This window comes from Streptomyces sp. NPDC036815 (assembly GCF_055609205.1).
In genome coordinates this window covers 150,301-174,181 of the sequence record NZ_JBVJPW010000001.1, presented here as the reverse complement: position 1 = coordinate 174,181, position 23,881 = coordinate 150,301, and the positions used below count along the sequence as shown (strand labels likewise).

General features: G+C 71.2%; 21 protein-coding genes and 1 tRNA gene. 17 read left to right on the top strand and 5 right to left on the bottom strand.

Features of this window, described 5'->3' with window-relative positions; translation table 11 throughout:
* Positions 1-29 precede the first annotated feature (29 nt).
* From ACZ69I_RS00870 to ACZ69I_RS00845, 6 genes are all read left to right on the top strand, one after another.
* Complete coding sequence (locus ACZ69I_RS00870) at positions 30-1,967, top strand: acetyl/propionyl/methylcrotonyl-CoA carboxylase subunit alpha (protein WP_470829875.1); 1,938 nt, start codon at positions 30-32, stop codon at positions 1,965-1,967.
* Positions 1,964-2,992: a hydroxymethylglutaryl-CoA lyase gene (locus ACZ69I_RS00865; protein ID WP_467669466.1), complete on the top strand. Its 1,029-nt coding sequence runs from the start codon at positions 1,964-1,966 to the stop codon at positions 2,990-2,992. Before ACZ69I_RS00870 ends, ACZ69I_RS00865 begins: the two co-directional genes overlap by 4 nt.
* 6 nt (positions 2,993-2,998) lie before the next feature.
* Positions 2,999-4,153, top strand: coding sequence for an acyl-CoA dehydrogenase family protein (locus tag ACZ69I_RS00860; protein ID WP_467669468.1), 1,155 nt, complete (start codon positions 2,999-3,001; stop codon positions 4,151-4,153).
* Between the two features lie 126 nt (positions 4,154-4,279).
* The gene (locus tag ACZ69I_RS00855; RefSeq protein ID WP_470829874.1) at positions 4,280-5,326 is read left to right on the top strand and encodes an ABC transporter substrate-binding protein; all 1,047 of its coding nucleotides are present in this window, start codon (positions 4,280-4,282) and stop codon (positions 5,324-5,326) included.
* A 134-nt stretch (positions 5,327-5,460) separates the two neighbouring features.
* On the top strand, positions 5,461-6,867 hold the full coding sequence (locus ACZ69I_RS00850) for a pyridoxal phosphate-dependent decarboxylase family protein (protein ID WP_470829872.1): 1,407 nt from the start codon (positions 5,461-5,463) through the stop codon (positions 6,865-6,867).
* Positions 6,851-7,504, top strand: a complete 654-nt coding sequence (locus ACZ69I_RS00845; protein ID WP_470829870.1) for a GNAT family N-acetyltransferase — start codon at positions 6,851-6,853, stop codon at positions 7,502-7,504. The genes ACZ69I_RS00850 and ACZ69I_RS00845 overlap by 17 nt, the downstream gene beginning before the upstream one ends.
* Here ACZ69I_RS00845 and ACZ69I_RS00840 read toward each other — a convergent pair.
* Positions 7,468-9,198, bottom strand: coding sequence for a beta-N-acetylhexosaminidase (locus tag ACZ69I_RS00840; protein WP_470829869.1), 1,731 nt, complete (start codon positions 9,196-9,198; stop codon positions 7,468-7,470). The genes ACZ69I_RS00845 and ACZ69I_RS00840 overlap by 37 nt on opposite strands.
* Before the next feature lie 73 nt (positions 9,199-9,271).
* On the opposite strand from ACZ69I_RS00840, the gene ACZ69I_RS00835 reads away from it, so the two are divergent.
* The 3 genes from ACZ69I_RS00835 (at position 9,272) to glmS (ending at position 12,323) form a co-directional block, all read left to right on the top strand.
* Complete coding sequence (locus ACZ69I_RS00835; RefSeq protein ID WP_470829867.1) at positions 9,272-10,159, top strand: DUF4429 domain-containing protein; 888 nt, start codon at positions 9,272-9,274, stop codon at positions 10,157-10,159.
* Between the two features lie 78 nt (positions 10,160-10,237).
* Positions 10,238-10,495, top strand: a complete 258-nt coding sequence (locus ACZ69I_RS00830) for a hypothetical protein (RefSeq protein WP_055551860.1) — start codon at positions 10,238-10,240, stop codon at positions 10,493-10,495.
* A gap of 10 nt (positions 10,496-10,505) precedes the next feature.
* Positions 10,506-12,323 (top strand): glutamine--fructose-6-phosphate transaminase (isomerizing), encoded by a 1,818-nt coding sequence (gene glmS, locus ACZ69I_RS00825; RefSeq protein WP_470829865.1) that lies wholly within the window; start codon positions 10,506-10,508, stop codon positions 12,321-12,323.
* 328 nt (positions 12,324-12,651) lie between these two features.
* Here the strand turns inward: glmS and ACZ69I_RS00820 are convergent, their stop codons facing one another.
* On the bottom strand, positions 12,652-13,176 hold the full coding sequence (locus ACZ69I_RS00820; protein ID WP_467669482.1) for a universal stress protein: 525 nt from the start codon (positions 13,174-13,176) through the stop codon (positions 12,652-12,654).
* A 535-nt stretch (positions 13,177-13,711) separates the two neighbouring features.
* Between ACZ69I_RS00820 and ACZ69I_RS00815 the strand changes: the two genes are divergently transcribed.
* The 4 genes from ACZ69I_RS00815 to ACZ69I_RS00800 all read left to right on the top strand — a co-directional run bounded on the left by ACZ69I_RS00815 (position 13,712) and on the right by ACZ69I_RS00800 (position 16,452).
* Positions 13,712-14,029, top strand: coding sequence for a hypothetical protein (locus tag ACZ69I_RS00815; RefSeq protein WP_467669484.1), 318 nt, complete (start codon positions 13,712-13,714; stop codon positions 14,027-14,029).
* A gap of 396 nt (positions 14,030-14,425) precedes the next feature.
* Positions 14,426-15,655 (top strand): helix-turn-helix domain-containing protein, encoded by a 1,230-nt coding sequence (locus tag ACZ69I_RS00810; RefSeq protein ID WP_467669486.1) that lies wholly within the window; start codon positions 14,426-14,428, stop codon positions 15,653-15,655.
* Between the two features lie 10 nt (positions 15,656-15,665).
* Positions 15,666-16,268: an oligoribonuclease gene (orn, locus tag ACZ69I_RS00805; protein ID WP_467669488.1), complete on the top strand. Its 603-nt coding sequence runs from the start codon at positions 15,666-15,668 to the stop codon at positions 16,266-16,268.
* Between the two features lie 111 nt (positions 16,269-16,379).
* Positions 16,380-16,452: transfer RNA gene (locus ACZ69I_RS00800), tRNA-His, on the top strand.
* A 101-nt stretch (positions 16,453-16,553) separates the two neighbouring features.
* Here the strand turns inward: ACZ69I_RS00800 and ACZ69I_RS00795 are convergent.
* On the bottom strand, positions 16,554-17,786 hold the full coding sequence (locus ACZ69I_RS00795; RefSeq protein ID WP_470829863.1) for a hypothetical protein: 1,233 nt from the start codon (positions 17,784-17,786) through the stop codon (positions 16,554-16,556).
* A gap of 198 nt (positions 17,787-17,984) precedes the next feature.
* A complete protein-coding gene (locus ACZ69I_RS00790; RefSeq protein ID WP_467669692.1) occupies positions 17,985-18,563 on the bottom strand; it encodes a hypothetical protein in 579 nt (192 codons plus the stop codon).
* Between the two features lie 290 nt (positions 18,564-18,853).
* Here ACZ69I_RS00790 and ACZ69I_RS00785 point away from each other — a divergent pair, with 290 nt between their 5' ends.
* Positions 18,854-19,099, top strand: a complete 246-nt coding sequence (locus ACZ69I_RS00785) for a chaplin (RefSeq protein ID WP_467669694.1) — start codon at positions 18,854-18,856, stop codon at positions 19,097-19,099.
* 83 nt (positions 19,100-19,182) lie between these two features.
* On the opposite strand, the gene ACZ69I_RS00780 is transcribed toward ACZ69I_RS00785, so the two are convergent.
* Positions 19,183-20,250: a LacI family DNA-binding transcriptional regulator gene (locus ACZ69I_RS00780; RefSeq protein WP_470829861.1), complete on the bottom strand. Its 1,068-nt coding sequence runs from the start codon at positions 20,248-20,250 to the stop codon at positions 19,183-19,185.
* 289 nt (positions 20,251-20,539) lie between these two features.
* Between ACZ69I_RS00780 and ACZ69I_RS00775 the strand changes: the two genes are divergently transcribed.
* From ACZ69I_RS00775 to ACZ69I_RS00765, 3 genes are all read left to right on the top strand, one after another.
* Positions 20,540-21,874: an ABC transporter substrate-binding protein gene (locus ACZ69I_RS00775; RefSeq protein ID WP_470829859.1), complete on the top strand. Its 1,335-nt coding sequence runs from the start codon at positions 20,540-20,542 to the stop codon at positions 21,872-21,874.
* A gap of 5 nt (positions 21,875-21,879) precedes the next feature.
* Positions 21,880-22,899, top strand: coding sequence for a carbohydrate ABC transporter permease (locus ACZ69I_RS00770; RefSeq protein ID WP_470830630.1), 1,020 nt, complete (start codon positions 21,880-21,882; stop codon positions 22,897-22,899).
* 111 nt (positions 22,900-23,010) lie between these two features.
* Positions 23,011-23,826, top strand: a complete 816-nt coding sequence (locus tag ACZ69I_RS00765; RefSeq protein WP_470830629.1) for a carbohydrate ABC transporter permease — start codon at positions 23,011-23,013, stop codon at positions 23,824-23,826.
* The last annotated feature ends 55 nt before the right edge of the window (positions 23,827-23,881 follow it).

Here is a 23,881-nt window from a genome sequence, read left to right as displayed (position 1 = left end):
AGCAAGGGACCACCCCGGGGAGAGGGACCATGTTCGACACGGTGCTCGTCGCCAACCGCGGCGAGATCGCCGTCCGCGTCATCCGCACGCTGCGGCAGCTCGGCGTCCGCTCGGTCGCCGTGTTCAGCGACGCGGACGCGGACGCCCGGCACGTGCGCGAGGCCGACACCGCGGTGCGGATCGGCCCGGCACCGGCCACCGAGAGCTATCTGTCCGTGACACGCCTCCTGGAGGCGGCGGCGAAGTCCGGTGCCCAGGCGGTCCACCCGGGATACGGCTTCCTCGCGGAGAACGCGGAGTTCGCGCAGGCCTGCGCCGACGCCGGCCTGACCTTCATCGGCCCGCCCGCCGGGGCCATCTCCCTCATGGGCGACAAGATCCGCGCCAAGGCGACCGTGCGGGCGGCCGGCGTGCCGGTCGTGCCCGGCTCCTCGGGCAGCGGCCTGACCGACGCCCAACTCGCCGACTCCGCCCGCGAGATCGGCACCCCGGTGCTGCTCAAGCCGAGTGCGGGCGGCGGCGGCAAGGGCATGCGCCTGGTCCGTGACGAGGCACTCCTCGCCGACGAGATCGCTGCGGCCCGCCGTGAGGCCCGTGCCTCCTTCGGCGACGACACGCTGCTCGTGGAGCGCTGGGTCGACCGCCCCCGGCACATCGAGATCCAGGTCCTCGCGGACGGCCACGGGAACGTGGTGCACCTCGGCGAGCGCGAGTGCTCCCTGCAGCGCCGCCACCAGAAGATCATCGAGGAGGCGCCCAGCGTGCTCCTCGACGAGGCCACGCGCGCGGCGATGGGCGAGGCCGCGGTGCAGGCGGCCCGCTCGTGCGGGTACGCGGGCGCGGGCACCGTGGAGTTCATCGTCCCCGGCGGCGACCCCTCGTCGTACTACTTCATGGAGATGAACACCCGCCTCCAGGTGGAGCACCCCGTCACGGAGCTCATCACCGGCCTCGACCTCGTGGAGTGGCAGCTGCGCGTGGCGGCGGGCGAGCCGCTGCCGTTCACCCAGGACGACATCACCCTCACCGGGCACGCGGTGGAGGCCCGCATCTGCGCGGAGGACCCCGCGCGCGGGTTCCTCCCCTCGGGCGGCACGGTCCTCTCGCTGCACGAGCCGCGGGGCGACGGCGTGCGCACCGACTCCGGCCTGAGCGAGGGCACGGAGGTCGGCAGTCTCTACGACCCGATGCTGTCGAAGGTCATCGCGTACGGCCCCGACCGCGCCACCGCCCTGCGCAGGCTGCGCGCCGCCCTCGCGGACACGGTCACCCTCGGCGTGCCGACGAACGCGGGCTTCCTGCGCAGGCTCCTCGCCCACCCGGCGGTCCTCGCGGGCGAGTTGGACACCGGCCTGGTGGAGCGGGAGGCGGACGGCCTGGTGCCGGACGGCGTGCCCCACGAGGTGTACGAGGCGGCGGCCGCGGTGCGCGAGGACGCCCTGAAGCCCGCGGGCGACGGCTGGACCGACCCGTTCTCCGTGCCGAGCGGCTGGCGGCTCGGCGGCACCCCGGTGCCCGTGTCGCACTGGCTCAAGGCCGCGGGACTCGAACCCGTCACGCACCGCCTCCGCGGCACCGGCCACACCGTGACCCCCGACCAGGTGCGCGTCACCGTCGACGGCACCCTGCACACCTTCCACCGCACGGGCGACTGGCTCGGCCGCGACGGCGACGCCTGGCACATCCAGGACCACGATCCGGTGGCCGCCTCCCTCACCGGCGCCGCGCACGCGGGGGCCGACGCCCTCACCGCCCCCATGCCCGGCACCGTCACCGTCGTCAAGGTCTCCCCCGGCGACCGGGTGGCCGCGGGCCAGAGCCTCCTGGTCGTCGAGGCGATGAAGATGGAGCACGTCATCTCCGCCCCGCACGCGGGCACCGTCACCGAGCTCGACGTCACCCCGGGCACGACCGTCGCCATGGACCAGGTCCTCGCCGTCGTCACCCCCGAGGAGGAGCAGGAATGACCGGCACCGACCCGACGGCCGCGCAGGACGAGCCGCTCGAACTGGGCTCCGCGCCGCTCCCCATGGTCGTGCCGACCCGGGGCCTGCCCACCCGCGTCCGCATCCACGAAGTGGGTGCCCGCGACGGCCTGCAGAACGAGAAGGCGGTCGTCCCCACCGAGATCAAGGCGGAGTTCATCCACCGCCTCGCCGACGCGGGCCTGACCACCGTCGAGGCGACCAGCTTCGTGCACCCCAAGTGGGTGCCCCAACTGGCCGACGCCGAGCGTCTTTTCCCGCTCCTCGGCGACCTGCAGGGCGTACACCTGCCGGTCCTCGTGCCGAACGAACGCGGCCTGGACCGCGCCCTCGCGCTCGGCGCGCACCGCGTCGGCGTCTTCGCCAGCGCCACCGAGTCGTTCGCCAAGGCCAACCTCAACCGCACGGTGGACGAGGCCCTCGCGATGTTCGCCCCGGTGGTCGCCCGCGCCCGCGAGCAGGGTGTGCACGTCCGCGGCTATCTCTCGATGTGCTTCGGCGACCCCTGGGAGGGCGCCGTGCCGATCTCCAAGGTCGTCCGCGTCTGCCGCGCGCTGCTCGACATGGGCTGTGACGAGCTGAGCCTCGGCGACACCATCGGGGTGGCCACGCCGGGCCACGTCTCCGCGATGCTCGCCGCGCTCAACGCGGTGCAGGTGCCGACCGAGCGCATCGGCGTGCACTTCCACGACACGTACGGCCAGGCGCTCACCAACACCCTCGCCGCGCTGCAGCACGGCGTGACCACGGTGGACGCGTCGGCGGGCGGCCTCGGCGGCTGCCCGTACGCGAAGAGCGCCACCGGGAACCTCGCCACCGAAGACCTCGTCTGGATGCTGCACGGCCTCGGCATCGACACCGGGGTCGACCTCGTCCGCCTCAGCGCCACCAGCGCCTGGATGGCCGACCAGCTGGGCCGGCCGAGCCCGTCCCGCACCGTCCGTGCCCTCACGGCCCGCTCCCACGACGAGCGGACCGGGCAGACCGCCTCCCACCAGGAGCAGTGAACAACGATGGACCACCGTCTGAGCCCCGAGCACGAGGAACTGCGCCGCACGGTCGAGGCGTTCGCCCACGACGTCGTCGCCCCCAAGATCGGCGACTTCTACGAGCGGCACGAGTTCCCCTACGAGATCGTCCGCGAGATGGGCCGCATGGGCCTGTTCGGCCTGCCCTTCCCGGAGGAGTACGGCGGGATGGGCGGCGACTACTTCGCGCTCGGCATCGCCCTGGAGGAGCTCGCCCGCGTCGACTCCTCCGTGGCCATCACCCTGGAGGCGGGCGTCTCCCTCGGCGCCATGCCGGTCCACCTCTTCGGCACCGAGGAGCAGAAGCGCGCGTGGCTGCCGCGGCTCTGCTCGGGCGAGATCCTCGGCGCGTTCGGTCTGACCGAGCCGGAGTGCGGTTCGGACGCGGGCGGCACGCGCACGACGGCGGTGCGCGACGGCGACGACTGGGTGATCAACGGCTCCAAGTGCTTCATCACCAACTCGGGTACGGACATCACCGGCCTGGTCACGGTCACCGCCGTCACCGGCCGCAAGGAGGACGGCCGCCCGCTGATCTCCTCGATCATCGTGCCGTCCGGGACGCCCGGCTTCACCGTGGCCGCGCCCTACTCGAAGGTGGGGTGGAACGCCTCGGACACCCGTGAGCTGTCCTTCTCCGACGTCCGGGTGCCCGCCGCGAACCTGCTGGGCCAGGAGGGCCGCGGGTACGCCCAGTTCCTGCACATCCTCGACGAGGGCCGCGTCGCGATCTCCGCACTCGCCACCGGTCTCGCCCAGGGCTGTGTGGACGAGTCCGTGAAGTACGCCAAGGAGCGGCACGCCTTCGGCAGGCCGATCGGCGCGAACCAGGCCATCCAGTTCAAGATCGCCGACATGGAGACGCGGGCGCACATGGCCCGGGTCGGCTGGCACGACGCGGCGTCGCGCCTGGTCGCGGGCGAACCCTTCAAGAAGCAGGCGGCCATCGCCAAGCTCTACTCCTCGACGGTCGCGGTGGACAACGCCCGCGAGGCCACGCAGATCCACGGCGGGTACGGCTTCATGAACGAGTACCCGGTGGCGCGCATGTGGCGGGACTCCAAGATCCTGGAGATCGGCGAGGGCACGAGCGAGGTGCAGCGCATGCTGATCGCCAGGGAGCTGGGCTTCGCGGGCTGAGAGCCTGGGTCCGTGCGGCGGAGGTGACGCGAGGGGCCACTGGATCCGGAGTTAGCTTAGGTTAGCCTAAGCTCTAGTTCCGGCCAGCGGCCCCGTCGCCGTACGTCCACGAAAGCAGAGACCCTCATGCCCCAGGCCCGCTTCCCCCAGCCCTCCCGTCGCGGCATCCTCGCCGCCGGTGGCGCCCTCGGCCTCACCGCCGCCCTGGCGGCCTGCGGCACCGAGAAGAAGGACGGGTCCGGCAAGGCCGAGGGCGGCGGCAAGACCGGCCCCTGGAGCTTCAAGGACGACCGCGGCACGACCGCGAAGCGCGACGCGACGCCGAAGAACATCGTGGCGTTCACCGGCGTCGCCGCCGCCCTGTTCGACTACGGCATCGAGGTCAAGGGCGTTTTCGGCCCGACCACGACCAAGGAGGGCAAGCCCGACGTCCAGGCCGGCGACATGGACGTCAGCAAGCTGACGGTCATCGGCAACGCCTGGGGCCAGTTCAACATCGAGAAGTACGCGAGCCTCGCCCCGGACGTGCTGATCTCCACCATGTTCGACGACAAGGGAACCCTCTGGTACGTCCCCGAGGAGAGCAAGGACAAGATCCTCAAGTTCGCCCCCAGCGTCGGCATCAGCGTGTACGACCGACAGCTGACCCAGCCGCTGCAGCGCATCCAGGCGCTCGCCGAGTCGCTCGGTGCGGACGTGCGGTCCGACAAGGCCGTCAAGGCGAAGAAGCGCTTCGAGGCCGCGTCCGAGCGGCTGCGCAAGGTCGCCAAGGCGCGCAAGGACATCAAGGTCCTCGTCGGCTCCGGCAGCCAGGACCTGTTCTACGTCTCCGGCTCGAACCTCTCCGTCGACCTGGAGTACTTCAAGGCGCTCGGCGTGAACCTCGTCGAGCCGCCGGAGAAGGCGAAGAAGGCGTCCGGCGGCTGGTTCGAGAACCTCAGCTGGGAGAACGTCGACCAGTACGACGCGGACGTCATCATGATGGACAACCGCTCCTCCGCCCTCCAGCCCGCCGAGCTCGACAAGTCGAAGCCGACCTGGCGCAAGCTCCCCGCGGTCAAGGCGGGACAGGTCATCCCGCGCGTCGCCGAGCCCATCTTCTCGTACGACAAGTGCGCGCCGATCCTGGAGGACCTCGCCGACGCGATCGAGAAGGCCAAGAAGCTCAAGTAGGGCCCCCGTGCCCACGGTTCACCCGGCTGCCCCCTCCGCCACGGAGGGGGCAGTTCCGTTTTCATGCCCCGAACCCACGACCCGGAGAGGTTAGGTTAGGCTTACCTTACTTACCTCACCTGGAGGGGCCGTCCATGCGCTCGCACCTGCTCAATGACACCACCGCGGAGCGGTACCGCAGCTCCGTGACCGAAGGGGTCGAGCGGGTGGCCGCCCGGCTCGCCACCACCTCCCGGCCGCCCACCGGGATGACCGCCGACGGCCTCGCGCCCCGCATCGAGGCCGTCGACCTGGACGAGCCCCTGCACGACACCGTCGCCGCGCTCGACGAACTCGACGAGCTGTACCTGCGCGACGCGGTCCACTTCCACCACCCGCGCCACCTCGCGCACCTGCACGCCCCCGCCGTCATCCCCGCCGTCCTGGGCGAAGCCGTGCTCAGCGCCGTCAACTCCTCCCTCGACACCTGGGACCGGTCCGCGGGCGCCACCCTCATCGAACGCCGCGTCATCGACTGGACCGCCGGGCGCGTCGGCCTCGGCCCGGCCGCCGACGGCGTGTTCACCGGCGGCGGCGAGTCCGACCTGCAGGCCCTGCTGCTCGCCCGCGAGGCGGCCGGGGACCGGGACCCCGCGACCCTGCGCATCGTCACCTCGGAGGCCGCACACCCCGGCATCCGCCGGGCGGCCCGGGTGCTCGGCCTCGGCGAGGACGCCATCGTGAGCCTGCCCACCGACCGGAACAAGCGCATGCAGACCGTGGCCCTCGCCCGCGCCCTGGAGCACTGCGGGCGCGACGGCCTCTCCCCCATGGCGGTCGTCGCCACCGCGGGCACCGCCGACTTCGGCTCCATCGACCCGCTGCCCGAGATCGCCGAGCTGTGCGCGCGGTACGGCACGTGGCTGCACGTCGACGCCGCGTACGGCTGCGGGCTGCTCGCCTCGCGCAAGTACCGCCACCTCCTCGACGGCATCGAGCACGCCGACTCCGTCACCGTGGACTACCACAAGTCCTTCTTCCAGCCGGTGAGTTCGTCGGCGCTCCTGGTGCGCGACCGGGCGACGCTGTCCCGCGCGACACACCGCGGGCGCGTCCCCGACCAGGCCGCCGAGTCTCTGCGCACGACCCGGCGCTTCGACGCGCTCAAGCTGTGGATGACGCTGCGCGTGATGGGCGCGGACGGCGTCGGTGACCTCTTCGACGACGTCTGCGAGCTGGCCACCGAGGGCTGGAAACGGCTCGTCGCCGACCCCCGGTTCGACGTCGTCGCCGAACCCCAGCTGTCCACCCTCGCCTTCCGCTACATCCCCGCCGCGATCTGCGCCCCCGCCACGATCGACCGCGCCAACCTGTACGCCCGCAAGGCCCTGTGCGCCGCCGGGGACGCCGTGGTGGCGGGCGCCAAGGTGGGCGACCGACAGTTCCTGAAGTTCACCCTGCTCAACCCGGGGACGACCATCGCCGACATCACGGCCGTCCTCGAACTGATCGCCGGCCACGCCGAGCAGTACTTGGGAGAGACCATTGATCGCGCTTGCTGACTTCCGGCCCCGCACCCGTACGGACGACGGCTTCACGCTGCGCCCTCTCGACCCGCTGACCGACGCGGAACTGGTGCACGGCTGGCTCACCCACCCCAGGGCCGCGTACTGGCTGATGCAGCACGCCACGCTGACCGACGTCGAGCGCACGTACATGGCGATCGCCGCCGCCGAGCACCGCGACGCGTTCCTCGGCCTGCACGAGGGCGCGCCCTCGTTCCTTGTGGAGCGCTACGACCCCGCGCACATCGAGCTCGTCGGCCTCTACGAGCCGCTCCCCGGCGACGTGGGCCTGCACTTCCTCACCGCGCCCCACGACGTCCGCGTCCCCGGCTTCAGCCGCGGCGCGCTCACCGCGGTGCTGCGGGAGCTGTTCGCCGACCCGGCGGCCCAGCGGGTCGTGATGGAGCCCGACCTGCGCGACACGTCGACGCTCTCCCTCATCGAGGCCGTCGGCTTCCGCGCCGAGACGGTCGTGCAGAAGCCCGAGAAGGAGGCCCTGCTGAGCTTCTGCACCCGTGAGCGCTTCCGGTCCGCGGTCCTCCGAGCCGACGGGCGCCCCGGAGACGGTCCTCCGGGGCGCCCGTCCCCGTCACGTCGTCACTTCGCGGGCCAGGGCACCTGCGGCGACCGGTAGTAGCCGATGCCGAGGGCGTCCCAGCGCGGGGCCTGCGCGGCGAGCCGGACCTTGTACGTGTCCCAGTCGTGCGTGGCCGCGGGCGACCAGCCCAGCTCGGCGATGCCGGGCAGCCGCGGGAACGCCATGTAGTCCAGGTGCGCGGAGGTCGAGAGGGTCTCCGACCACAGCGGTGCCTCGACGCCCATGACCGCGTCCGCCGGAGCGCCCGCCAGATACGTCCCCGGGTCCCAGTCGTAGGACCGCCGCACCTCGACGTAGCCCGCCCAGGACAGCCCGAGCGGGGTGTCCTTGGTGTACTTGTGGTCGAGGTAGGCGCGGTCGGCCGGCGAGAGGACCAACTTGGTGCCGTTCTTCGCGGCGTTCACGACCTGCTCGCGCTCGGCGGCACCCGTCCTGTCGTAGCCCCAGTACTGCGCGACGGCGCCCGCGGCGGGCTTGGCGCCGGTCAGCTGGTGCCAGCCCACCACCGTCTTGCCGTACTTGGCGACCACCGGCTGCACCTTGTCCATGAACGCGACGAAGTCCTCGTGGCTGGTGGAGTGTGCCTCGTCGCCGCCGATGTGCAGGTACTTGCCGGGCGTCATCGCGGCGAGCTCGCGGATGACGTCGTCCACGAAGTCGTACGTGACGTCCTTCTTCACGCACAGCGAGCTGAAGCCGACCTCGGTGCCGGTGTAGAGCGGCGGTGCGACGCCGTCGCAGTTCAGTGCGGCGTACGAGGCGAGCGCGGCGTTGGTGTGCCCCGGCATGTCTATCTCGGGGACGACCTCCAGGTACCGCGACGCGGCGTAGTCGACGATCTCCTTGTACTGCGCCTTCGTGTAGAAGCCGCCCGTGCCGCCGCCGACCTGCGTGGACCCGCCGTACGTCGTGAGCCGCGGCCAGGAGTCGATGGCGATGCGCCAGCCCTGGTCGTCGCTCAGGTGCAGGTGCAGCTTGTTCATCTTGTAGAGGGCGGCCCGGTCGATGTAGCGCTTGACCTGGTCGACGGTGAAGAAGTGCCGGGAGACGTCGAGCATGGTGGAGCGGTAGCCGTAGCGCGGCATGTCCTTGATGGTGCCGCCCGCGATCCGCCACGGGCCCGGCTGCCGCGTCGTCCGTTCCGCGGCGGCGGGCAGCTGCTGGCGCACCGTCTGGACGCCGTGGAAGAGCCCGGCGCCCGTCCAGGAGGTGATGGTGAGGGAGTCGCGGGCGGAGACGACGCGGTACCCCTCGTCGCCGAGCGCCTTGTTCGCCGGCTCGGCGCTGATGCGCAGCCGGATGCCGTCACCGCCCTTGCCGGTGGTGACCGGGAGCCGGTAACCGGTGGAGGGCCGCAGCACCCGGGCGAGGTACTCGCCCGCACGCCGTTCCGCCGCGTTGCCCTTGCCGACGAGGATCCGGGTCCTGGCGGTGATCTCGTATCCGGCCCCGCCCGCCTCGGCCTTCAGGGGCGCGGGCACGACCTGGCCGAGCGGGGTGACGGGTGGCGGCTCCGCCTGCCGGGGGGCGGGCGCGGCGGCGAACGAGGAGATTCCGGCGGCCGCCACGAGCAGCAGCGCGCCGAGTAGTCGTGTCGGTCGTGTCGATCTTGCCTGCGGTCTCACAAGCGGTTCCCTCCGACGGGCCGGCGCCGCGGTGGGGCACGTGTGCGGCGCGTCTGTGGTGGCGCGTGGCGCATCTGTGGTGCATCGCAATCGAACGGTCCTCATTGGAAGCTCGGGCCCCGCGAGGGGTCAAGGGGTGCAGACCAGGTATCCGAGGGGGCGGTGCGAGAATCCCCGCATGGCGGAAATCATCCAGCGCGACGGCACGTGGACCTTCGACGGAGAGACGCTGCGCCTGGTGCCGGGCCACGACAAGAACGTCTCCCTGCTGCGCAGGACGCTGGGCGAACTGACGGTGCCGCTCCGGGCGTTGGCGGGCATCGCCGTCGAACAGGGCAAGAAGTCGGGCCGGTTGCGGCTGCGCCTGCGCGACGGCGCCGATCCGCTGCTCCAGGCGGCGGGCGGGAAGCTGGCGGACGCGGCGGACCCGTACCAGCTGCACGTCGATCCCGACCGGTACGGCGTCGCGGAGTATCTGGTCGACGAGGTCCGCAACGCCCTTCTGATCGAACAGGTGCCGGCCACGCCCTGCGACGCGTACCTCCTCGCCGGCCCTTCCGTGCCGCTGTCCGTCTCCGCCGGGGACGCCACGGCGAGCTTCGACGGGGAGACCGTCCGCCTGGAGTGGAACTGGAAGACGGAGGAGGCGAAGGCGGCGACCGGCACGCGGTCGCTGGCGCTCGCCGACGTCGCGGCCGTGGAGTGGCAGCCCGCGGTCGGCCTGGAGAACGGCCACCTCCGGTTCACCGTGAGGAACGCCCCGACCAAGGCCCCGGCGAAGTACGACCCGAACTCCGTCGAACTGTGGGGCTTCAAGAAGGACCCGCTGATGGCGCTGGTGGCGGCCGCCGTCCAGGTCCGCCTGCCGCACCCCGCGGCCCCCGCCGCCCCCAAGACGCTCACGGCGGCGCCCGCCGGAACCCCGGCCGCGGCGCCGCAGGCCCCGGTCGACGACCACGACGCCCTGCTGCGCAGGCTGCGCGAGCTCGGCGAGCTCCACCAGGCCGGAATCCTCACCGCGGAGGAGTTCGCGACGGCCAAGCAGGCGGTCCTCCGGCGCATGTGAACACCGATTCCGACACGGTCCTGCCCGATTCCGGGCAGGATTCTTGCGAATGGGCATGCGATACCCCAGGATCAACGAATGCACGACGACCTGGTGGACCACCTCACCCGCAGCACCCCGCTCCAGCGGGGCGAAGCGCTGCGGGTCATCCAGGACGTGCTCGCCTACTTCGACGAGACGACCGAAGCGTTCGTCCGTCGCCGCCACCGCGAGCTGCAGGGTCAGGGCCTGCTCAACGCGGCGATCTTCCAGCAGATCTCGGCAGATCTCGAATACCGCGCGGTCGCGCCGCCGGAGCTCACGCTCAGGCAGCTGCGCCGCATCGTCTACGGCTAGGAATCCCTCCATGTGCGGAATCGTCGGATACATCGGCAAGCGTGACGTAGCCCCCCTCCTCCTCGAAGGCCTCCAGCGCCTGGAGTACCGCGGCTACGACTCCGCGGGCGTCGTCATCACCGGCCCCAAGGCCGCCGGCCTGAAGATGGTCAAGGCCAAGGGCCGCGTCCGTGACCTGGAGGCGAAGGTCCCCGCCCGCTTCAAGGGCACGACCGGCATCGCCCACACCCGCTGGGCCACCCACGGCGCCCCCTCCGACGAGAACGCCCACCCGCACATGTCGGGCGACAACAAGGTCGCCGTCGTCCACAACGGCATCATCGACAACGCCTCCGAGCTGCGCGCCAAGCTCACCGCCGACGGCGTCGAGTTCCTCTCCGAGACGGACACCGAGGTCCTCACCCACCTCGTCGCCCGCGCCCAGGCCGACACCCTGGAGGAGAAGGTCCGCGAGGCCCTGCGCCACATCGAGGGCACGTACGGCATCGCCGTCCTGCACGCCGACTTCAGCGACCGCATCGTCGTCGCCCGCAACGGCTCCCCCGTCGTCCTCGGCATCGGCGAGAAGGAGATGTTCGTCGCCTCGGACGTCGCCGCGCTCGTCTCGCACACCCGTCAGGTCGTCACCCTCGACGACGGTGAGATGGCCACCATCAAGGCCGACGACTACCGCACGTACACGACCGAGGGCTCGCGCACGACCGCCTCGCCGACCACCGTGGAGTGGGAGGCCGAGTCGTACGACATGGGCGGCCACGACACGTACATGCACAAGGAGATCTTCGAGCAGCCCGACGCCGTGGACCGCGTCCTTCGCGGCCGCATCGACGACCGCTTCTCCACCGTGCACCTCGGCGGCCTGAACCTGGACGCGCACGACGCCCGCAAGGTGCGCCGCGTCAAGATCCTCGGCTGCGGCACCTCGTACCACGCGGGCATGATCGGCGCCCAGATGATCGAGGAGCTGGCCCGCATCCCCGCCGACGCGGAGCCCGCGTCCGAGTTCCGCTACCGCAACCCGGTGGTGGACCCCGACACCCTCTACATCGCGGTCTCCCAGTCCGGCGAGACGTACGACGTGCTCGCCGCCGTCCAGGAGCTCAAGCGCAAGGGCGCCCGCGTCCTCGGCGTCGTGAACGTCGTCGGCTCCGCGATCGCCCGCGAGGCCGACGCGGGCGTGTACGTCCACGCGGGCCCGGAGGTCTGCGTCGTCTCGACCAAGTGCTTCACCAACACCACGGTCGCCTTCGGCCTGCTCGCCCTGCACCTGGGCCGCATCCGCGACCTGTCGGTCTCCGACGGCAAGCGGATCATCGAGGGCCTGCGCAAGCTGCCGGGACAGATCTCGGAGATCCTCAAGCAGGAGGACGAGATCAAGAAGATCGCGAAGGGGTACGCGGAGGCCCGCTCGATGCTCTTCATCGGGCGCGTACGCGGCTACCCCGTCGCCCGCGAGGCCTCGCTCAAGCTCAAGGAGGTCTCGTACATCCACGCCGAGGCCTACCCCGCGTCCGAGCTCAAGCACGGACCGCTCGCGCTCATCGAGCCCGCGCTCCCGACGGTCGCGATCGTCCCGAACGACGACCTCCTGGAGAAAAACCGCGCCGCCCTGGAGGAGATCAAGGCCCGCAGCGGCAAGATCCTCGCGGTCGCGCACCAGGAGCAGGAGAAGGCCGACCAGACGATCGTCGTCCCGAAGAACGAGGACGAGCTGGACCCGATCCTGATGGGCATCCCGCTCCAACTCCTCGCCTACCACACGGCGTTGGCGCTCGGCCGGGACATCGACAAGCCGCGCAACCTCGCGAAGTCCGTGACGGTCGAGTAGGACCACCGGGACGGCGGCGCACCGAGGCCGCCGTACGACGTGCGACATGAACGACCCCCTGTGCGTGCCACCAGCACACAGGGGGTCGTTCCTCGAAGGGCCGGGGTCGCCCATTACCCCGACCCGCGCCCGCCTCGGCCGGTGACCGTCACCCCCGGCCCGCGGGGCGCCCCGGCAAGACCGTGGGCCACTCGACGCAGTGACCCTTATGTACCCTTCACAAGGGCACGAACCACCTCTACGCGTGAGTAGATTTATCTGTCCACAAAACTTCCCCACCACGGGAGTTGGACGTGCTAACGGTCAACTCGCCGGTAACCGCGGGGCGTTACGGGATGACGACGACGGGCCGCTGCGCGCGGCGGGCCAGGCGGCCCGCGACGGAGCCGAAGATGCGGCCGACGATGCCGTGCGTGGAGCCGACGACGATCGCGTCCGCGCTGTACTCGCGGCCGACCTCCTCCAGCTCGTGACAGATGTCGCCGCCGCGCTCGACGAGGATCCACGGCACCTCGGAGAGGTACTCCGCACAGGCCAGTTCGAGGCCGAGCACTTCGGTGCGGTGGTCCGGCACGTCCACGAAGACCGGCGGCTCGCAGCCGGCCCACACGGTGGTGGGCAGCCGGTTGGCGACGTGGACGATGATCAGACCCGAGCCCGAGCGGTGGGCCATTCCGATCGCGTACGCGAGGGCCCGCTCACTGGAGGTCGAGCCGTCGAAGCCGACGACGACGCCGTGCTGGAAGGCGGGATCGCAGGAGTGGCGTGGTTCTTCCGCCGCTCGGGGGGTCGCTGTCGGATCGGCGACCTGCCTCTTGCGGTCCGCGGGTTCGGAGAATTCGTGACCGGCCATGGGTGTCTCGGCGAAGGAGTCCTCTGTGGGAGGGTCGGCTTTTTCAGGTGACGCACACGTTCATGACCTGGAAGGTCGTCCGGGAATCATCTTCCCAACCCCATACCCCCAAGGGTACGGCGACACTCCTCTCCTGCCCAGAGCCTGCGAAAAGCCCCGCACGGAGCCCCGCCGGGGCCTGCACAGGCCTCCCGGCGTTCACCGGAGCATGCACGAGCCTCGCCCGTATGGCAATGGTTGCTGCCTCCTACAGGCGGTTTGCCCACCCGTCCGGCGCCACCCGGCGCCGTCCCCAGTGACCCACCGGGTGGCCGGACGTTGAACCTCCGTACCTCACCGCCACAGGGAGCACGCCGTGCCTGGATTCTCGACCGCGTCCCCACCCTCCACCCGCTTCCCGGGTTCACCCGAGCAAGGCCCCCAGACACAGCGGGCCCAGCGGACCCAGCGAGCCCAACAGGGCGGACCCGGCCCGGCGCACGGCCGCCGCCGGTCCTCCGAGGGGGCGCACGAGCGCCGGCCCGACGGGGCGCCCGTGCCGCGCACCCGGGAGCCGCGGGACGCCCCCGCCCAGGATGCGGCGAGCGACGTGGTCCGCTGGGCCGCGTTCAGCTGCGTCCTCGTCCCCGTCGTCCTCGTGGGATACGGGACGTCGCTGGCCGGCGCCGCCGGGTCGGCGCTCGGCCTGGTGGCCGTCACCGCGGTCTGCCGACTGCTCCTGCGGCAGTCCGAACGGGGCGCCGCGCGACTGCTTGCAGAACAGAACAACGGGCGCCGGGGACGGCACGGCAGGACCGCCTCAGGGGCGCACAGGGGCACTCGTCAAAGTGCCGACAGTGCGCCGGTGGACTGACTGATTCACACACACGCTCCCGTAGCTTTTCAGCCAACTTCCGAGGCTCGGCGATTCCCTGGCCGAACGCCCCCTCAACCCCCGTCCGACCAGGGCTGAAAGGTGCTCTCGGGCCGTCCGCACCCTACGGGGACCGGCCATGGAGCCAAGGCGCACTTCCCAGCGGGCCGCGCGAGTGCAACGCTTCGTGATCGAATGCTTCACGCCAAGTTGCCATGTCGACAATCTGCCGAGTGATGAACTGGTCACCCCGGCAGCACGGGACGCAGTAGATTCGATCTTGACTGTATTACGGCGGGGGACTGGTGGAGGACCGAGGGGAAACGTGCAGGAGCGACAGGCCCAGCAAGCACGTCAAGAACAGGGAGCCGCGACGACCGAGGGGGGTTTAGCACCATGAGCCACGACTCCATTGCCGCGCCGGAGGCCGCGGCTCGGAAACTCTCGGGGCGGCGCCGCCGGGAGATCGTAGCGGTGCTGCTCTTCAGCGGCGGTCCCATCTTCGAGAGTTCCATACCGCTCTCCGTGTTCGGCATCGACCGGCAGGACGCCGGCGTCCCCCGCTACCGGCTCCTGGTGTGTGCCGGTGAGGAGGGGCCGCTGCGGACCACCGGCGGGCTCGAACTCACCGCGCCACACGGCCTGGAGGCGATCGGGCGGGCAGGCACCGTCGTCGTACCGGCCTGGCGGTCGATCACGTCGCCGCCACCACCGGAGGCGCTGGACGCGCTGCGGCGCGCGCACGAGGAGGGCGCCCGCATCGTCGGGCTGTGCACCGGTGCGTTCGTACTCGCCGCGGCGGGGCTGCTCGACGGGCGCCCGGCGACCACCCACTGGATGTACGCGCCGACGCTCGCGAAGCGTTATCCGTCCGTCCACGTGGATCCGCGCGAGCTGTTCGTCGACGACGGGGACGTCCTGACGAGCGCCGGCACCGCGGCCGGAATTGATCTCTGTCTGCACATCGTGCGCACGGACCACGGCAACGAAGCGGCGGGCGCGCTCGCCCGTCGGCTGGTGGTGCCACCGCGCCGGGCCGGCGGCCAGGAGCGCTACCTCGACAGGTCTTTACCCGAGGAGATCGGCGCCGACCCGCTCGCCGAGGTCGTCGCGTGGGCCCTGGAACACCTCCACGAACAGTTCGACGTGGAGACCCTGGCCGCGCGCGCGTACATGAGCAGGCGCACCTTCGACCGCAGGTTCCGCTCGCTGACCGGCAGCGCGCCGCTGCAGTGGCTGATCACCCAGCGGGTGCTCCAGGCCCAGCGACTCCTGGAGACCTCCGACTACTCCGTCGACGAGGTCGCGGGCCGCTGCGGCTTCCGCTCGCCGGTGGCGCTGCGCGGGCACTTCCGGCGCCAGCTGGGCTCGTCCCCCGCCGCCTACCGGGCCGCCTACCGCGCCCGCAGGCCACAGGGCGAGCGGGCGCTGGAGTCCGTGTCGGCGACGGCGCAGGCCGTGCCCACCCTCGTGGAGGCAGGCCCGGTGCCGTCCCAGACCCGGCGCACGGCGGCCGCCAGCGCGCTCGGCCCGTCGGCTTCGGTGCCCACCGATCCCGGCAAGCCGCACTCGGACGTCTACGCTCCAGGACGTGCTCCCCTGCCCGGCCAGAGGAGCGCGCCGTAGGGTTGGGCGCATGAACGATCGCATGGTGTGGATCGACTGCGAGATGACCGGGCTCTCGTTGACGGACGACGCACTTATCGAGGTGGCCGCACTGGTCACCGACTCGGAACTGAACGTGCTCGGCGAAGGTGTGGACATCGTGATCCGCCCGCCGGACGCGGCGCTGGAGACCATGCCCGAGGTGGTGCGCACCATGCACACCGCCTCGGGGCTCCTCGACGAACTGGCCGGCGGCACGACGCTGGCCGACGCCGAGGAGCAGGTCCTGGCGTACGTACGTGAGCACGTCAAGGAGCCCCGCAAGGCTCCGCTGTGCGGAAACTCGGTCGGCACCGACCGCGGCTTCCTGCTGCGGGACATGCGAACGCTGGAGGAGTACCTCCACTACCGCATCGTCGACGTCTCCTCGATCAAGGAGCTGGCGCGGCGCTGGTATCCCCGGGCGTACTTCAACAGCCCGGACAAGAACGGCAACCACCGCGCGCTCGCCGACATCCGTGAGTCCATCGCCGAGCTGCGCTACTACCGCGAGGCGATCTTCGTCCCGCAGCCGGGCCCGGACTCGGACACCGCGCGGACGATCGCGGCCAAGCACGTCCTGCCTGCGGAATAGCCCGGGTGACAGCCCCGTGTACGGGGTCCGGAAAACGTGTGCGCGAGCACCCCTTCGGACCCTGTACACTTTTTCTCGGCCGGTCGGAAGAACGACAAAAGACCGGACATGGTGGGTGTAGCTCAGTTGGTAGAGCACCTGGTTGTGGTCCAGGTGGCCGCGGGTTCAAGTCCCGTCACTCACCCTGATCGAAGAAGGGCCGGTCCGCGAAAGCGGACCGGCCCTTCTTCGTGTGCCCGGGAACCCGGACCTGCCCGGGATCCGCGCGGTGTCTGCGCTACGTGCCTACGCGGCAGGCGGGCCGTTGCCGGTGCCCGGTGCCCGGTTCGCCGCGGCCCGCAGGCCCGCGACCGTGAGCGCCACGACCAGCAGCGCGGCCAGCGTCGCGGCCACCGCCGACAGGGCCGGGAGCGGCGCCGCCACGCCGTCGGGCCGCAGGACGTAGGCGAGCGTCCTGGAGTGGACCCGGTCGTCCACGAGGTGGCCGACGGTCAGTGCCCCCGCCACCAGGGTGCTCGCCACCGCCACGACCGGTGACCTGCTCACGAACAGGGCCACGCCCGCCGCCGCGCAGATCACCGAGACGGCGACCGCGGCGGAGAGCCCGACGGTCGGCGCGCCCGACCAGTGCAGCGGGAAATGGGCCGCCGCGCAGAGCAGGAGCAGGAGGCCCGCCACCCTGCGGACCCACACCAGCGGCGTGCTGCCCTGGGCGCGCGCGGCGGCGGACGGGGCGGGCGCGGGACGGGCGGTTCCGGTGGGCGGCGCGGCCGGTACGGCGGGCACGGCCGGGGTCCTGGCCTCGACGCTGTCGGAGGCCTTGTGGTCCCGCAGGCTGCCGATCAGCTGCATCAGGTCCTCGACGGACCTGCTCGTGCCGGCGGCGTGCACGGCCTCGGCGCCGGTGTGCGGGTCGTGCGGCGGCCGGGAGAGCAGGTGTACGAGGCGGCTCACCTCCGGGATGGGCCGTTCCTCGGCGGCGTGCCGGATGGCCTCGTCCATGTGCCCGGCGGGACGTTCCGGCGGGCCGAGCAGTTCGACCAGGCGGGTGACGTCGTCGACGGAGCGGGCCACGGCCGCCAGCCGGAGGACGGATGCGGCCGTCGGCATGTCGGCGGGCGACTGCTCCAGGAGGGTGACGAGGTCGACGACGTCGTCCAGCGGCCTGGAGACCACGGCGACGCGTATGAGCTCGTCCACCGCGTCGTCCTCGTCGCCCCGGGCCGCCGGTTCCGGGCGCCCGTCGACGGGGTCGTGCGGCGGGCGCTCCGGGGGTGCGGTACCGGGGCCGTGGGCCGCGCCGGGGCCGGTGCCCCGGCCGGTTTCCCGGCCGGTGTCCTGGGCGGTGTCCTGGCCAGGGGCGAGGTCGGGGTCGTGGTCGGCGGTCTGCGGCCACGGGGTGGGCTCGGCATGGGGTGGGGCGCCGAGCTGCGCGGTGCCCCAGTGAAGCGACGTCGAAACCAGAGGTTCGCCGGCCCCGGACGTATCCCCGGCGGCAGAGAAGGACTCAGCGGCCATTTTCACTTCTCCATTTCAGCGGGACGTCCTCGCCCCGCATGTGAGCGTGTCTCCCGTTCTATGCACGCTTCTTCCGCCCCGCCACTGGAGAAGTCGCCCGGCGGTCCGTGTGCGACCACTGCGGACGCCGGAACGCGCGAGGGCCGACCCGCGCGAACGGGTCGGCCCTCCCGGTCGGTGCCGGTCAGCCCGGCCGGATCAGCCCTGGGCCTTGTGGATCTTCCAGTCGCCGACGTCGGAGCTGCGGTTGAAGTACGCGTTGGTGCACAGGTCGTACTTGCCGCCGACGGCCGTGGTCGTGTTGTTGGTCTCCAGGAAGCCGCCGTTGTCGCCGTAGAGGTTCCACAGGTGGACGACGTCGCCCGCCCGGACGTTCTGGTCGGCCGGGCTGGAGGTGCGGGCGAAGATCCGCCAGCGGCCGGTGCCCGTCGCGCGGTCCCTGGCCTCGGAGGTGGACACGTCGAACTTGGCGCCCGCGGTCTTCTGCACGTCGCTCGCGTGGCCGTTGGTGTCGAGGTAACCGCCGTCGCCGCCGTACTGGTTGCGCAGGTACACCACGTCACCGCTGACCACGGGCTGGCCCGTCGACTTGCCGGACGCGGAGAGGATCTCCCAGGTGCCGGTGCCCTTGCCGCGGGAGGGTGTGTCGGCGGTCGACACCTGGTACTTGCCGCCCGCGGCGCTGCTGTGCCCGTTGGTGTCGAGGTAGCCGCCCTGCCAGCCGTTGTAGCCGTTCTGCAGGTGGATCTGGTCGCCGTACTTGAGCTCGTTCGCCATCGAACTTTCCCTTCGTGGACGACGCTGCCTACCGGCGCCCGCCCGGCAACCCTCACCGGAGCCGGGCGGGACAGCAGTCATCTTGGCAATTCAGCTCATGACCGCGACCCGATTGACAAACCTGGCGAAAACTCGCGCGACACGCTTCCGGCCACGAAGCGGACAGCACCGGTCCGGCCCCGCTCACACCCTCGTACGGACTTTGGTTCATATGGCCGTCAGCGGTCGCGAAAGGGCCGGAACTGCGATGAGTTGGACTCGCACGCGTCCCCGAACCACTGGAGGTCTCCATGCGTCGTGCCCGTGTTCTCACCGCCGCCGTGCTGCTGTCCGGTCTGACCGTCATGGGAGGTGCCGGGCAGGCACTGGCCGACGACGGGCCGACCGCCACGACCGGCAACAGCCCCGGCATCCTCTCCGGCGACAACATCCAGGTGCCGGTGAAGGTCCCGGTCAACGCCTGCGGCCTCGGCGTGAACCTGCTCGGTCTCCTGAACCCGAACTCCAACAACACCTGCGCCAACGACAACAGCTGAACCCGGTCGCAGCGCGCAGCCCCCGACTCGACCGTGAGTCGGGGGCTCACCTACGGGTCACCGCGGCCGCCGTCCGCCGCGGCTCAGGACGACGCCCGCTCCACCAGCTCGGTGGGCAGCACGAGCTGCGGACGGCGCCCGTGACCGGCCCCGGCGCTGCCGCCGCCCTCCGCGACCGAGGCGATCTCCGCGAGCAGGAGCTCCGTCATCGCGCGGCCCATCTCCGTGATCGGCTGCCGCACGCTCGTCAGCGGAGGGTCCATGTGGCGGGCGATCGCCGAGTCGTCGAAGCCGATCAGCGCCACGTCCTGCGGTATGCGGCGGCCCGCCGCGCGCAGCACCTGCCGGGCGCCCGCCGCCATCACGTCCGAGCCCGCGAAGACCGCGTCCAGGGCCGGGGCGCGTTCCAGGAGTTCGGCCATCGCGCGGCGGCCGCCCTCCTCGGTGAAGTCGCCCTGCGCGATCAGCGCCTGGTCGGCCGGGTGTCCCGCGCGCTCCAGGGCGTCCCGGTAGCCGTCCAGGCGGCGCTGGGCACCGTACACGTCGAGGCGGCCCGTGATCGTCGCTATGGTGCGGCGGCCGCGGGCCACGAGGTGGTCGACGGCCGCCCGCGCCCCCGCGAAGTTGTCCGAGTCCACCGAGGCCAGCGTCTCGTCCGCCGATCTGCGGCCGCTGATCACCGCGGGGATCTCCAGCTGCTCAAGGAGGTCGGGCAGCGGGTCGTCGGCGTGCGCGGAGACGAGCAGGACGCCGTCCACGCGGTGCGCGGCCAGGTACTGGGCGAGCCGCCTGCGCTCCCGGTCGCCGCCCGCGAAGGTGAGCAGGAGCTGCATGTCGGTGTCGGCGAGGGCCTGGCCCACGCCGTGGATGATGTCCGAGAAGTACGGCTCGGCGAAGAAGCGCGACTCCGGCTCGGGTACGACGACGGCGATCGAGTCCGTGCGGTTGGCGGCGAGCGCGCGCGCCGCCGTGTTCGGAACATAGCCGAGCTCGGCCACCGCCTCCTCGACCGCAGCCCGGGTGCGTTCGCTCACCCGCGGCGAGCCGTTGATCACCCGGGACACGGTGCCCCGGCCGACTCCCGCGCGGGCCGCGACCTCCTCGAGCGTGGGCCGCCCCCCGCTCCGACCCCTGGGCTGACCAGTCCCCATCTGTGCCTCCCAACGACGCGAATGTAACAGCCGGTCCGCGGCCGGCCGCCGGGCCGGGCCCGCCCCCCGGCACCGCCCGCCGACTGCCTTCAACTCTTGGCGTCCGTCGCCTTGACACCCCCGCGGAGAGCCGCGACTCTTCAAGACATCACACATGGGAGCGCTCCCACCGTACCTGGCTCTTACACGACCCGCACGTTCCCCGCCCGCGTCCGACAGCGCCAACTCGCCGTCGCGGCCACCCGGTTGACCGAGGGCGGTCGGCACGTCAGGGCATGAGGAGGACGTCATGCGCCACAGGATCCGTACGTACCGCAAGGTGACCGTCATCGCGGCCGTCACCGCCCTCGCCGCCGGACTGCTGGCCGGCTGCGCCGACGACGGCGATGAGCCTGGAGGCTCCTCGGGCGGCGGTGGCGGAGGCGGCAAGGGCAGGACGACGCTCACGATCGGCGTCTTCGGTGCCTTCGGCCTCCAGGAGGCCGGTCTCTACAAGGAGTACGAGAAGCTCCACCCGGACATCAGGATCAAGCAGAACTCCGTGCAGCGCAACGAGAACTACTGGCCCGCGCTGCTCACCCACCTCAGCAGCGGCAGCGGTCTCTCCGACATCCAGGCCGTCGAGGTCGGCAACATCGCCGAACTGACCACCACGCACTCCGGCAAGCTGATGGACCTCGGCAAGGCCGGCGGCGTCGACAAGAACGACTTCCTGGACTGGAAGTGGCAGCAGGGCACCGCCAAGGACGGCAGGACCATCGGGCTCGGCACCGACATCGGACCGACCGGCATCTGCTACCGCAAGGACCTCTTCAAGAAGGCCGGACTGCCGACCGACCGCGAGGAAGTCGGCAGGCTCTGGGCCGGTGACTGGGACAAGTACCTCGCTGCGGGCAAGCGTTACCAGGCCAAGGCCCCCGACGGCACCTCGTTCGTGGACGGCGCGACGGGCGTGATGGCGGCCGTGCACGCCTCGGGCAAGGAGAAGTTCTACGACAAGGACGGGGAGCTGGTCTACAAGGACAGCCCCGCGGTGAAGGAGGGCTGGGACCTCGCGGCCGAGTTCGCCGAGGCCGGTCTGACCGCCAAGCTCCAGCAGTTCCAGCCCAGTTGGGACCAGGCCATCTCCAACGGCTCCTTCGCCACCCTCACCTGCCCGCCCTGGATGCTCGGCTACATCAAGGACAAGGCGGGCGACAAGGGCAAGGACAAGTGGGACGTCGCCCCCTCCCCCAGGCCCGGCAACTGGGGCGGCTCCTTCCTCACCGTCCCCGAGGCGGGCAAGAACAAGGAGGAGGCGGCCGAACTCGTCGCCTGGCTGACCGAGCCCAAGCAGCTCGCCACGCTCTTCGACGAGCGGGCCAGTTTCCCGAGCGCCGACGCCGCGTACGACCTGCCCGAGGTGAAGGACGCCAAGAACCCCTACTTCGGCAACGCACCCGTGGGACAGATCTTCTCCAAGGCCGCCGAGGGCGTGCCGGTCCAGCCCATCGGCCCCAAGGACGGAATCATCTCCCAGTACCTGGCCGACACCGGGATGCTCGGCGTCGACCAGAAGGGAACCGCTCCCGACAAGGCCTGGGACAAGGCCGTGAAGACGATCGACAACGCTTTGGACCAGTGACCGGGATGACGAGCGACGCCACCACCGCCGTGCCCTCCCCGGGAGAGGAGGGCGCGGCCCCCCGCGCCGGGGCGACCACCCGGTCCGCGGACCCCACCGATGAGCGCCGCCGGGCGCGGCGCAGCCGCCGCTACCGCTGGGACGTCAAGTGGAGTCCCTACGCCCTCGTCGCCCCCTTCTTCCTCTTCTTCCTCGCCTTCGGGCTCTTCCCGCTGCTCTACACGGGATGGGCCTCGCTGCACCGCGTGGAGCTCGGCGCGCCCACCGACATGGAGTGGGTGGGGCTGCGCAACTTCACCCGGCTCTGGGACGACGAGTTCTTCTGGCACGCGCTGCGCAACACCTTCACCATCGGTCTCCTCTCGACCGTCCCCCAGCTCCTGATGGCGCTGGGACTGGCCCACCTCCTCAACTACCGGCTGCGCGGCTCGATGTTCTTCCGGGTCGCGATCCTCACGCCGTACGCCACGTCGGTGGCCGCGGCGACGCTGGTCTTCGTGCTGATGTTCAGCCGCACCGACCACGGAATGATCAACTGGGGGCTCGGCCTCGTCGGCATCGACGCGGTCGACTGGCAGAACGGCGACTGGACCGCGCAGTTCGCCGTCTCCTCCATCGTGATCTGGCGGTGGACGGGGTACAACGCGCTCATCTATCTGGCCGCGATGCAGGCCATCTCGCACGATCTGTACGAGTCGGCGGCGCTGGACGGCGCGAGCCGCTGGCAGCAGTTCCGGCACGTCACGATCCCTTCGTTGCGGCCGACGATCCTGTTCACCTGTGTCGTCTCGACGATCGGGGCGACCCAGCTCTTCGGTGAGCCGCTGCTGTTCAGCCAGGGCGCGAGCCCCACCGGCGGCTCCGACCACCAGTTCCAGACGCTCGGCCTCTACCTCTACGAGCAGGGCTGGTTCAACCAGCACCTGGGCCGGTCCTCGGCGATCGCCTGGACGATGTTCCTGATTCTCGTGCTGATCGGCCTCGTCAACTGGGCCATCAGCCGCCGGCTCCGCACGAGCACGTGAGGGGATGACGTGACCACCACTCTGTCCACCGGGTCCCGCGAGCCGGCCGCGAAGGGCACCGGGCACACGCGGGGCACGGGCCGCACGGGCAAGCGCGGCGCCGGGCGCCAGCTGCACGGCGGCAAGGTGACCTACGCCGTGCTGATCCTGTTCACCGTCGGCTCGCTCTTTCCGCTGGTGTGGACGGCGATCGCGGCCTCGCGCAACAACACGCGGCTCGCCGAGACCCCTCCTCCCTTCTGGTTCGGCGGCAACCTCTTCAAGAACCTGGAGATCGCCTGGACCGACGCCAACATGGGCACGGCCCTCCTCAACACACTGGTGGTGGCCGGCTCCATCACCGTCGGCACCGTGCTCTTCTCGACCCTCGCGGGCTTCGCCTTCGCCAAGCTCCGCTTCCGCTTCCGTGGCCTCCTGCTGCTGCTCGTGATCGGCACGATGATGGTGCCGCCCCAGCTCAGCGTCGTTCCGCTGTTCATGGTCGTGGCGGACCTCGGCTGGACCGACCAGCTGCAGTCCGTCATCCTGCCCACCCTGGTCAGCGCCTTCGGGGTGTTCTTCATGCGGCAGTACCTCTCGGAGGCGCTGCCCACCGAACTGATCGAAGCGGCCCGGATGGACGGTGCGAGCAGCTGGCGCGTGATCTGGCACGTGGTCTTCCCGGCCGCGCGGCCCGCGATGGCGGTCCTCGCCATGCTCACCTTCGTCATGGCGTGGAACGACTTCTTCTGGCCGATCATCGCCCTGACCCAGGAGGGTGAGCCGACCGTGCAGGTGGCCCTCGCCGGGCTCGGCCGCGGCACCATCCCCGACCAGTCCGTGATCATGGCGGGCGCACTGCTCGGCACGCTGCCGCTGCTGCTCGCGTTCGTGCTGTTCGGCAAGCAGATCGTGGGCGGGATCATGCAGGGCGCGGTCAAGGGCTGAACCCGCTCCCCCGCCCGGCCGACTCGTCAACTCCCCCTTTCCGCACGACTCATGG

What these genes read in the sequence shown, in the direction of transcription:
- ACZ69I_RS00870 (WP_470829875.1), top strand. Translation starts at nt 30, where the DNA reads ATGTTCGACACGGTGCTCGTCGCCAACCGCGGCGAGATCGCCGTCCGC.
- ACZ69I_RS00865 (WP_467669466.1), top strand. Translation starts at nt 1,964, where the DNA reads ATGACCGGCACCGACCCGACGGCCGCGCAGGACGAGCCGCTCGAACTG.
- ACZ69I_RS00860 (WP_467669468.1), top strand. Translation starts at nt 2,999, where the DNA reads ATGGACCACCGTCTGAGCCCCGAGCACGAGGAACTGCGCCGCACGGTC.
- ACZ69I_RS00855 (WP_470829874.1), top strand. Translation starts at nt 4,280, where the DNA reads ATGCCCCAGGCCCGCTTCCCCCAGCCCTCCCGTCGCGGCATCCTCGCC.
- ACZ69I_RS00850 (WP_470829872.1), top strand. Translation starts at nt 5,461, where the DNA reads ATGCGCTCGCACCTGCTCAATGACACCACCGCGGAGCGGTACCGCAGC.
- ACZ69I_RS00840 (WP_470829869.1), bottom strand. Translation starts at nt 9,198, where the DNA reads ATGAGGACCGTTCGATTGCGATGCACCACAGATGCGCCACGCGCCACC.
- ACZ69I_RS00835 (WP_470829867.1), top strand. Translation starts at nt 9,272, where the DNA reads ATGGCGGAAATCATCCAGCGCGACGGCACGTGGACCTTCGACGGAGAG.
- ACZ69I_RS00830 (WP_055551860.1), top strand. Translation starts at nt 10,238, where the DNA reads ATGCACGACGACCTGGTGGACCACCTCACCCGCAGCACCCCGCTCCAG.
- glmS (WP_470829865.1), top strand. Translation starts at nt 10,506, where the DNA reads ATGTGCGGAATCGTCGGATACATCGGCAAGCGTGACGTAGCCCCCCTC.
- ACZ69I_RS00820 (WP_467669482.1), bottom strand. Translation starts at nt 13,176, where the DNA reads ATGGCCGGTCACGAATTCTCCGAACCCGCGGACCGCAAGAGGCAGGTC.
- ACZ69I_RS00810 (WP_467669486.1), top strand. Translation starts at nt 14,426, where the DNA reads ATGAGCCACGACTCCATTGCCGCGCCGGAGGCCGCGGCTCGGAAACTC.
- orn (WP_467669488.1), top strand. Translation starts at nt 15,666, where the DNA reads ATGAACGATCGCATGGTGTGGATCGACTGCGAGATGACCGGGCTCTCG.
- ACZ69I_RS00795 (WP_470829863.1), bottom strand. Translation starts at nt 17,786, where the DNA reads ATGGCCGCTGAGTCCTTCTCTGCCGCCGGGGATACGTCCGGGGCCGGC.
- ACZ69I_RS00790 (WP_467669692.1), bottom strand. Translation starts at nt 18,563, where the DNA reads ATGGCGAACGAGCTCAAGTACGGCGACCAGATCCACCTGCAGAACGGC.
- ACZ69I_RS00785 (WP_467669694.1), top strand. Translation starts at nt 18,854, where the DNA reads ATGCGTCGTGCCCGTGTTCTCACCGCCGCCGTGCTGCTGTCCGGTCTG.
- ACZ69I_RS00780 (WP_470829861.1), bottom strand. Translation starts at nt 20,250, where the DNA reads ATGGGGACTGGTCAGCCCAGGGGTCGGAGCGGGGGGCGGCCCACGCTC.
- ACZ69I_RS00775 (WP_470829859.1), top strand. Translation starts at nt 20,540, where the DNA reads ATGCGCCACAGGATCCGTACGTACCGCAAGGTGACCGTCATCGCGGCC.
- ACZ69I_RS00770 (WP_470830630.1), top strand. Translation starts at nt 21,880, where the DNA reads ATGACGAGCGACGCCACCACCGCCGTGCCCTCCCCGGGAGAGGAGGGC.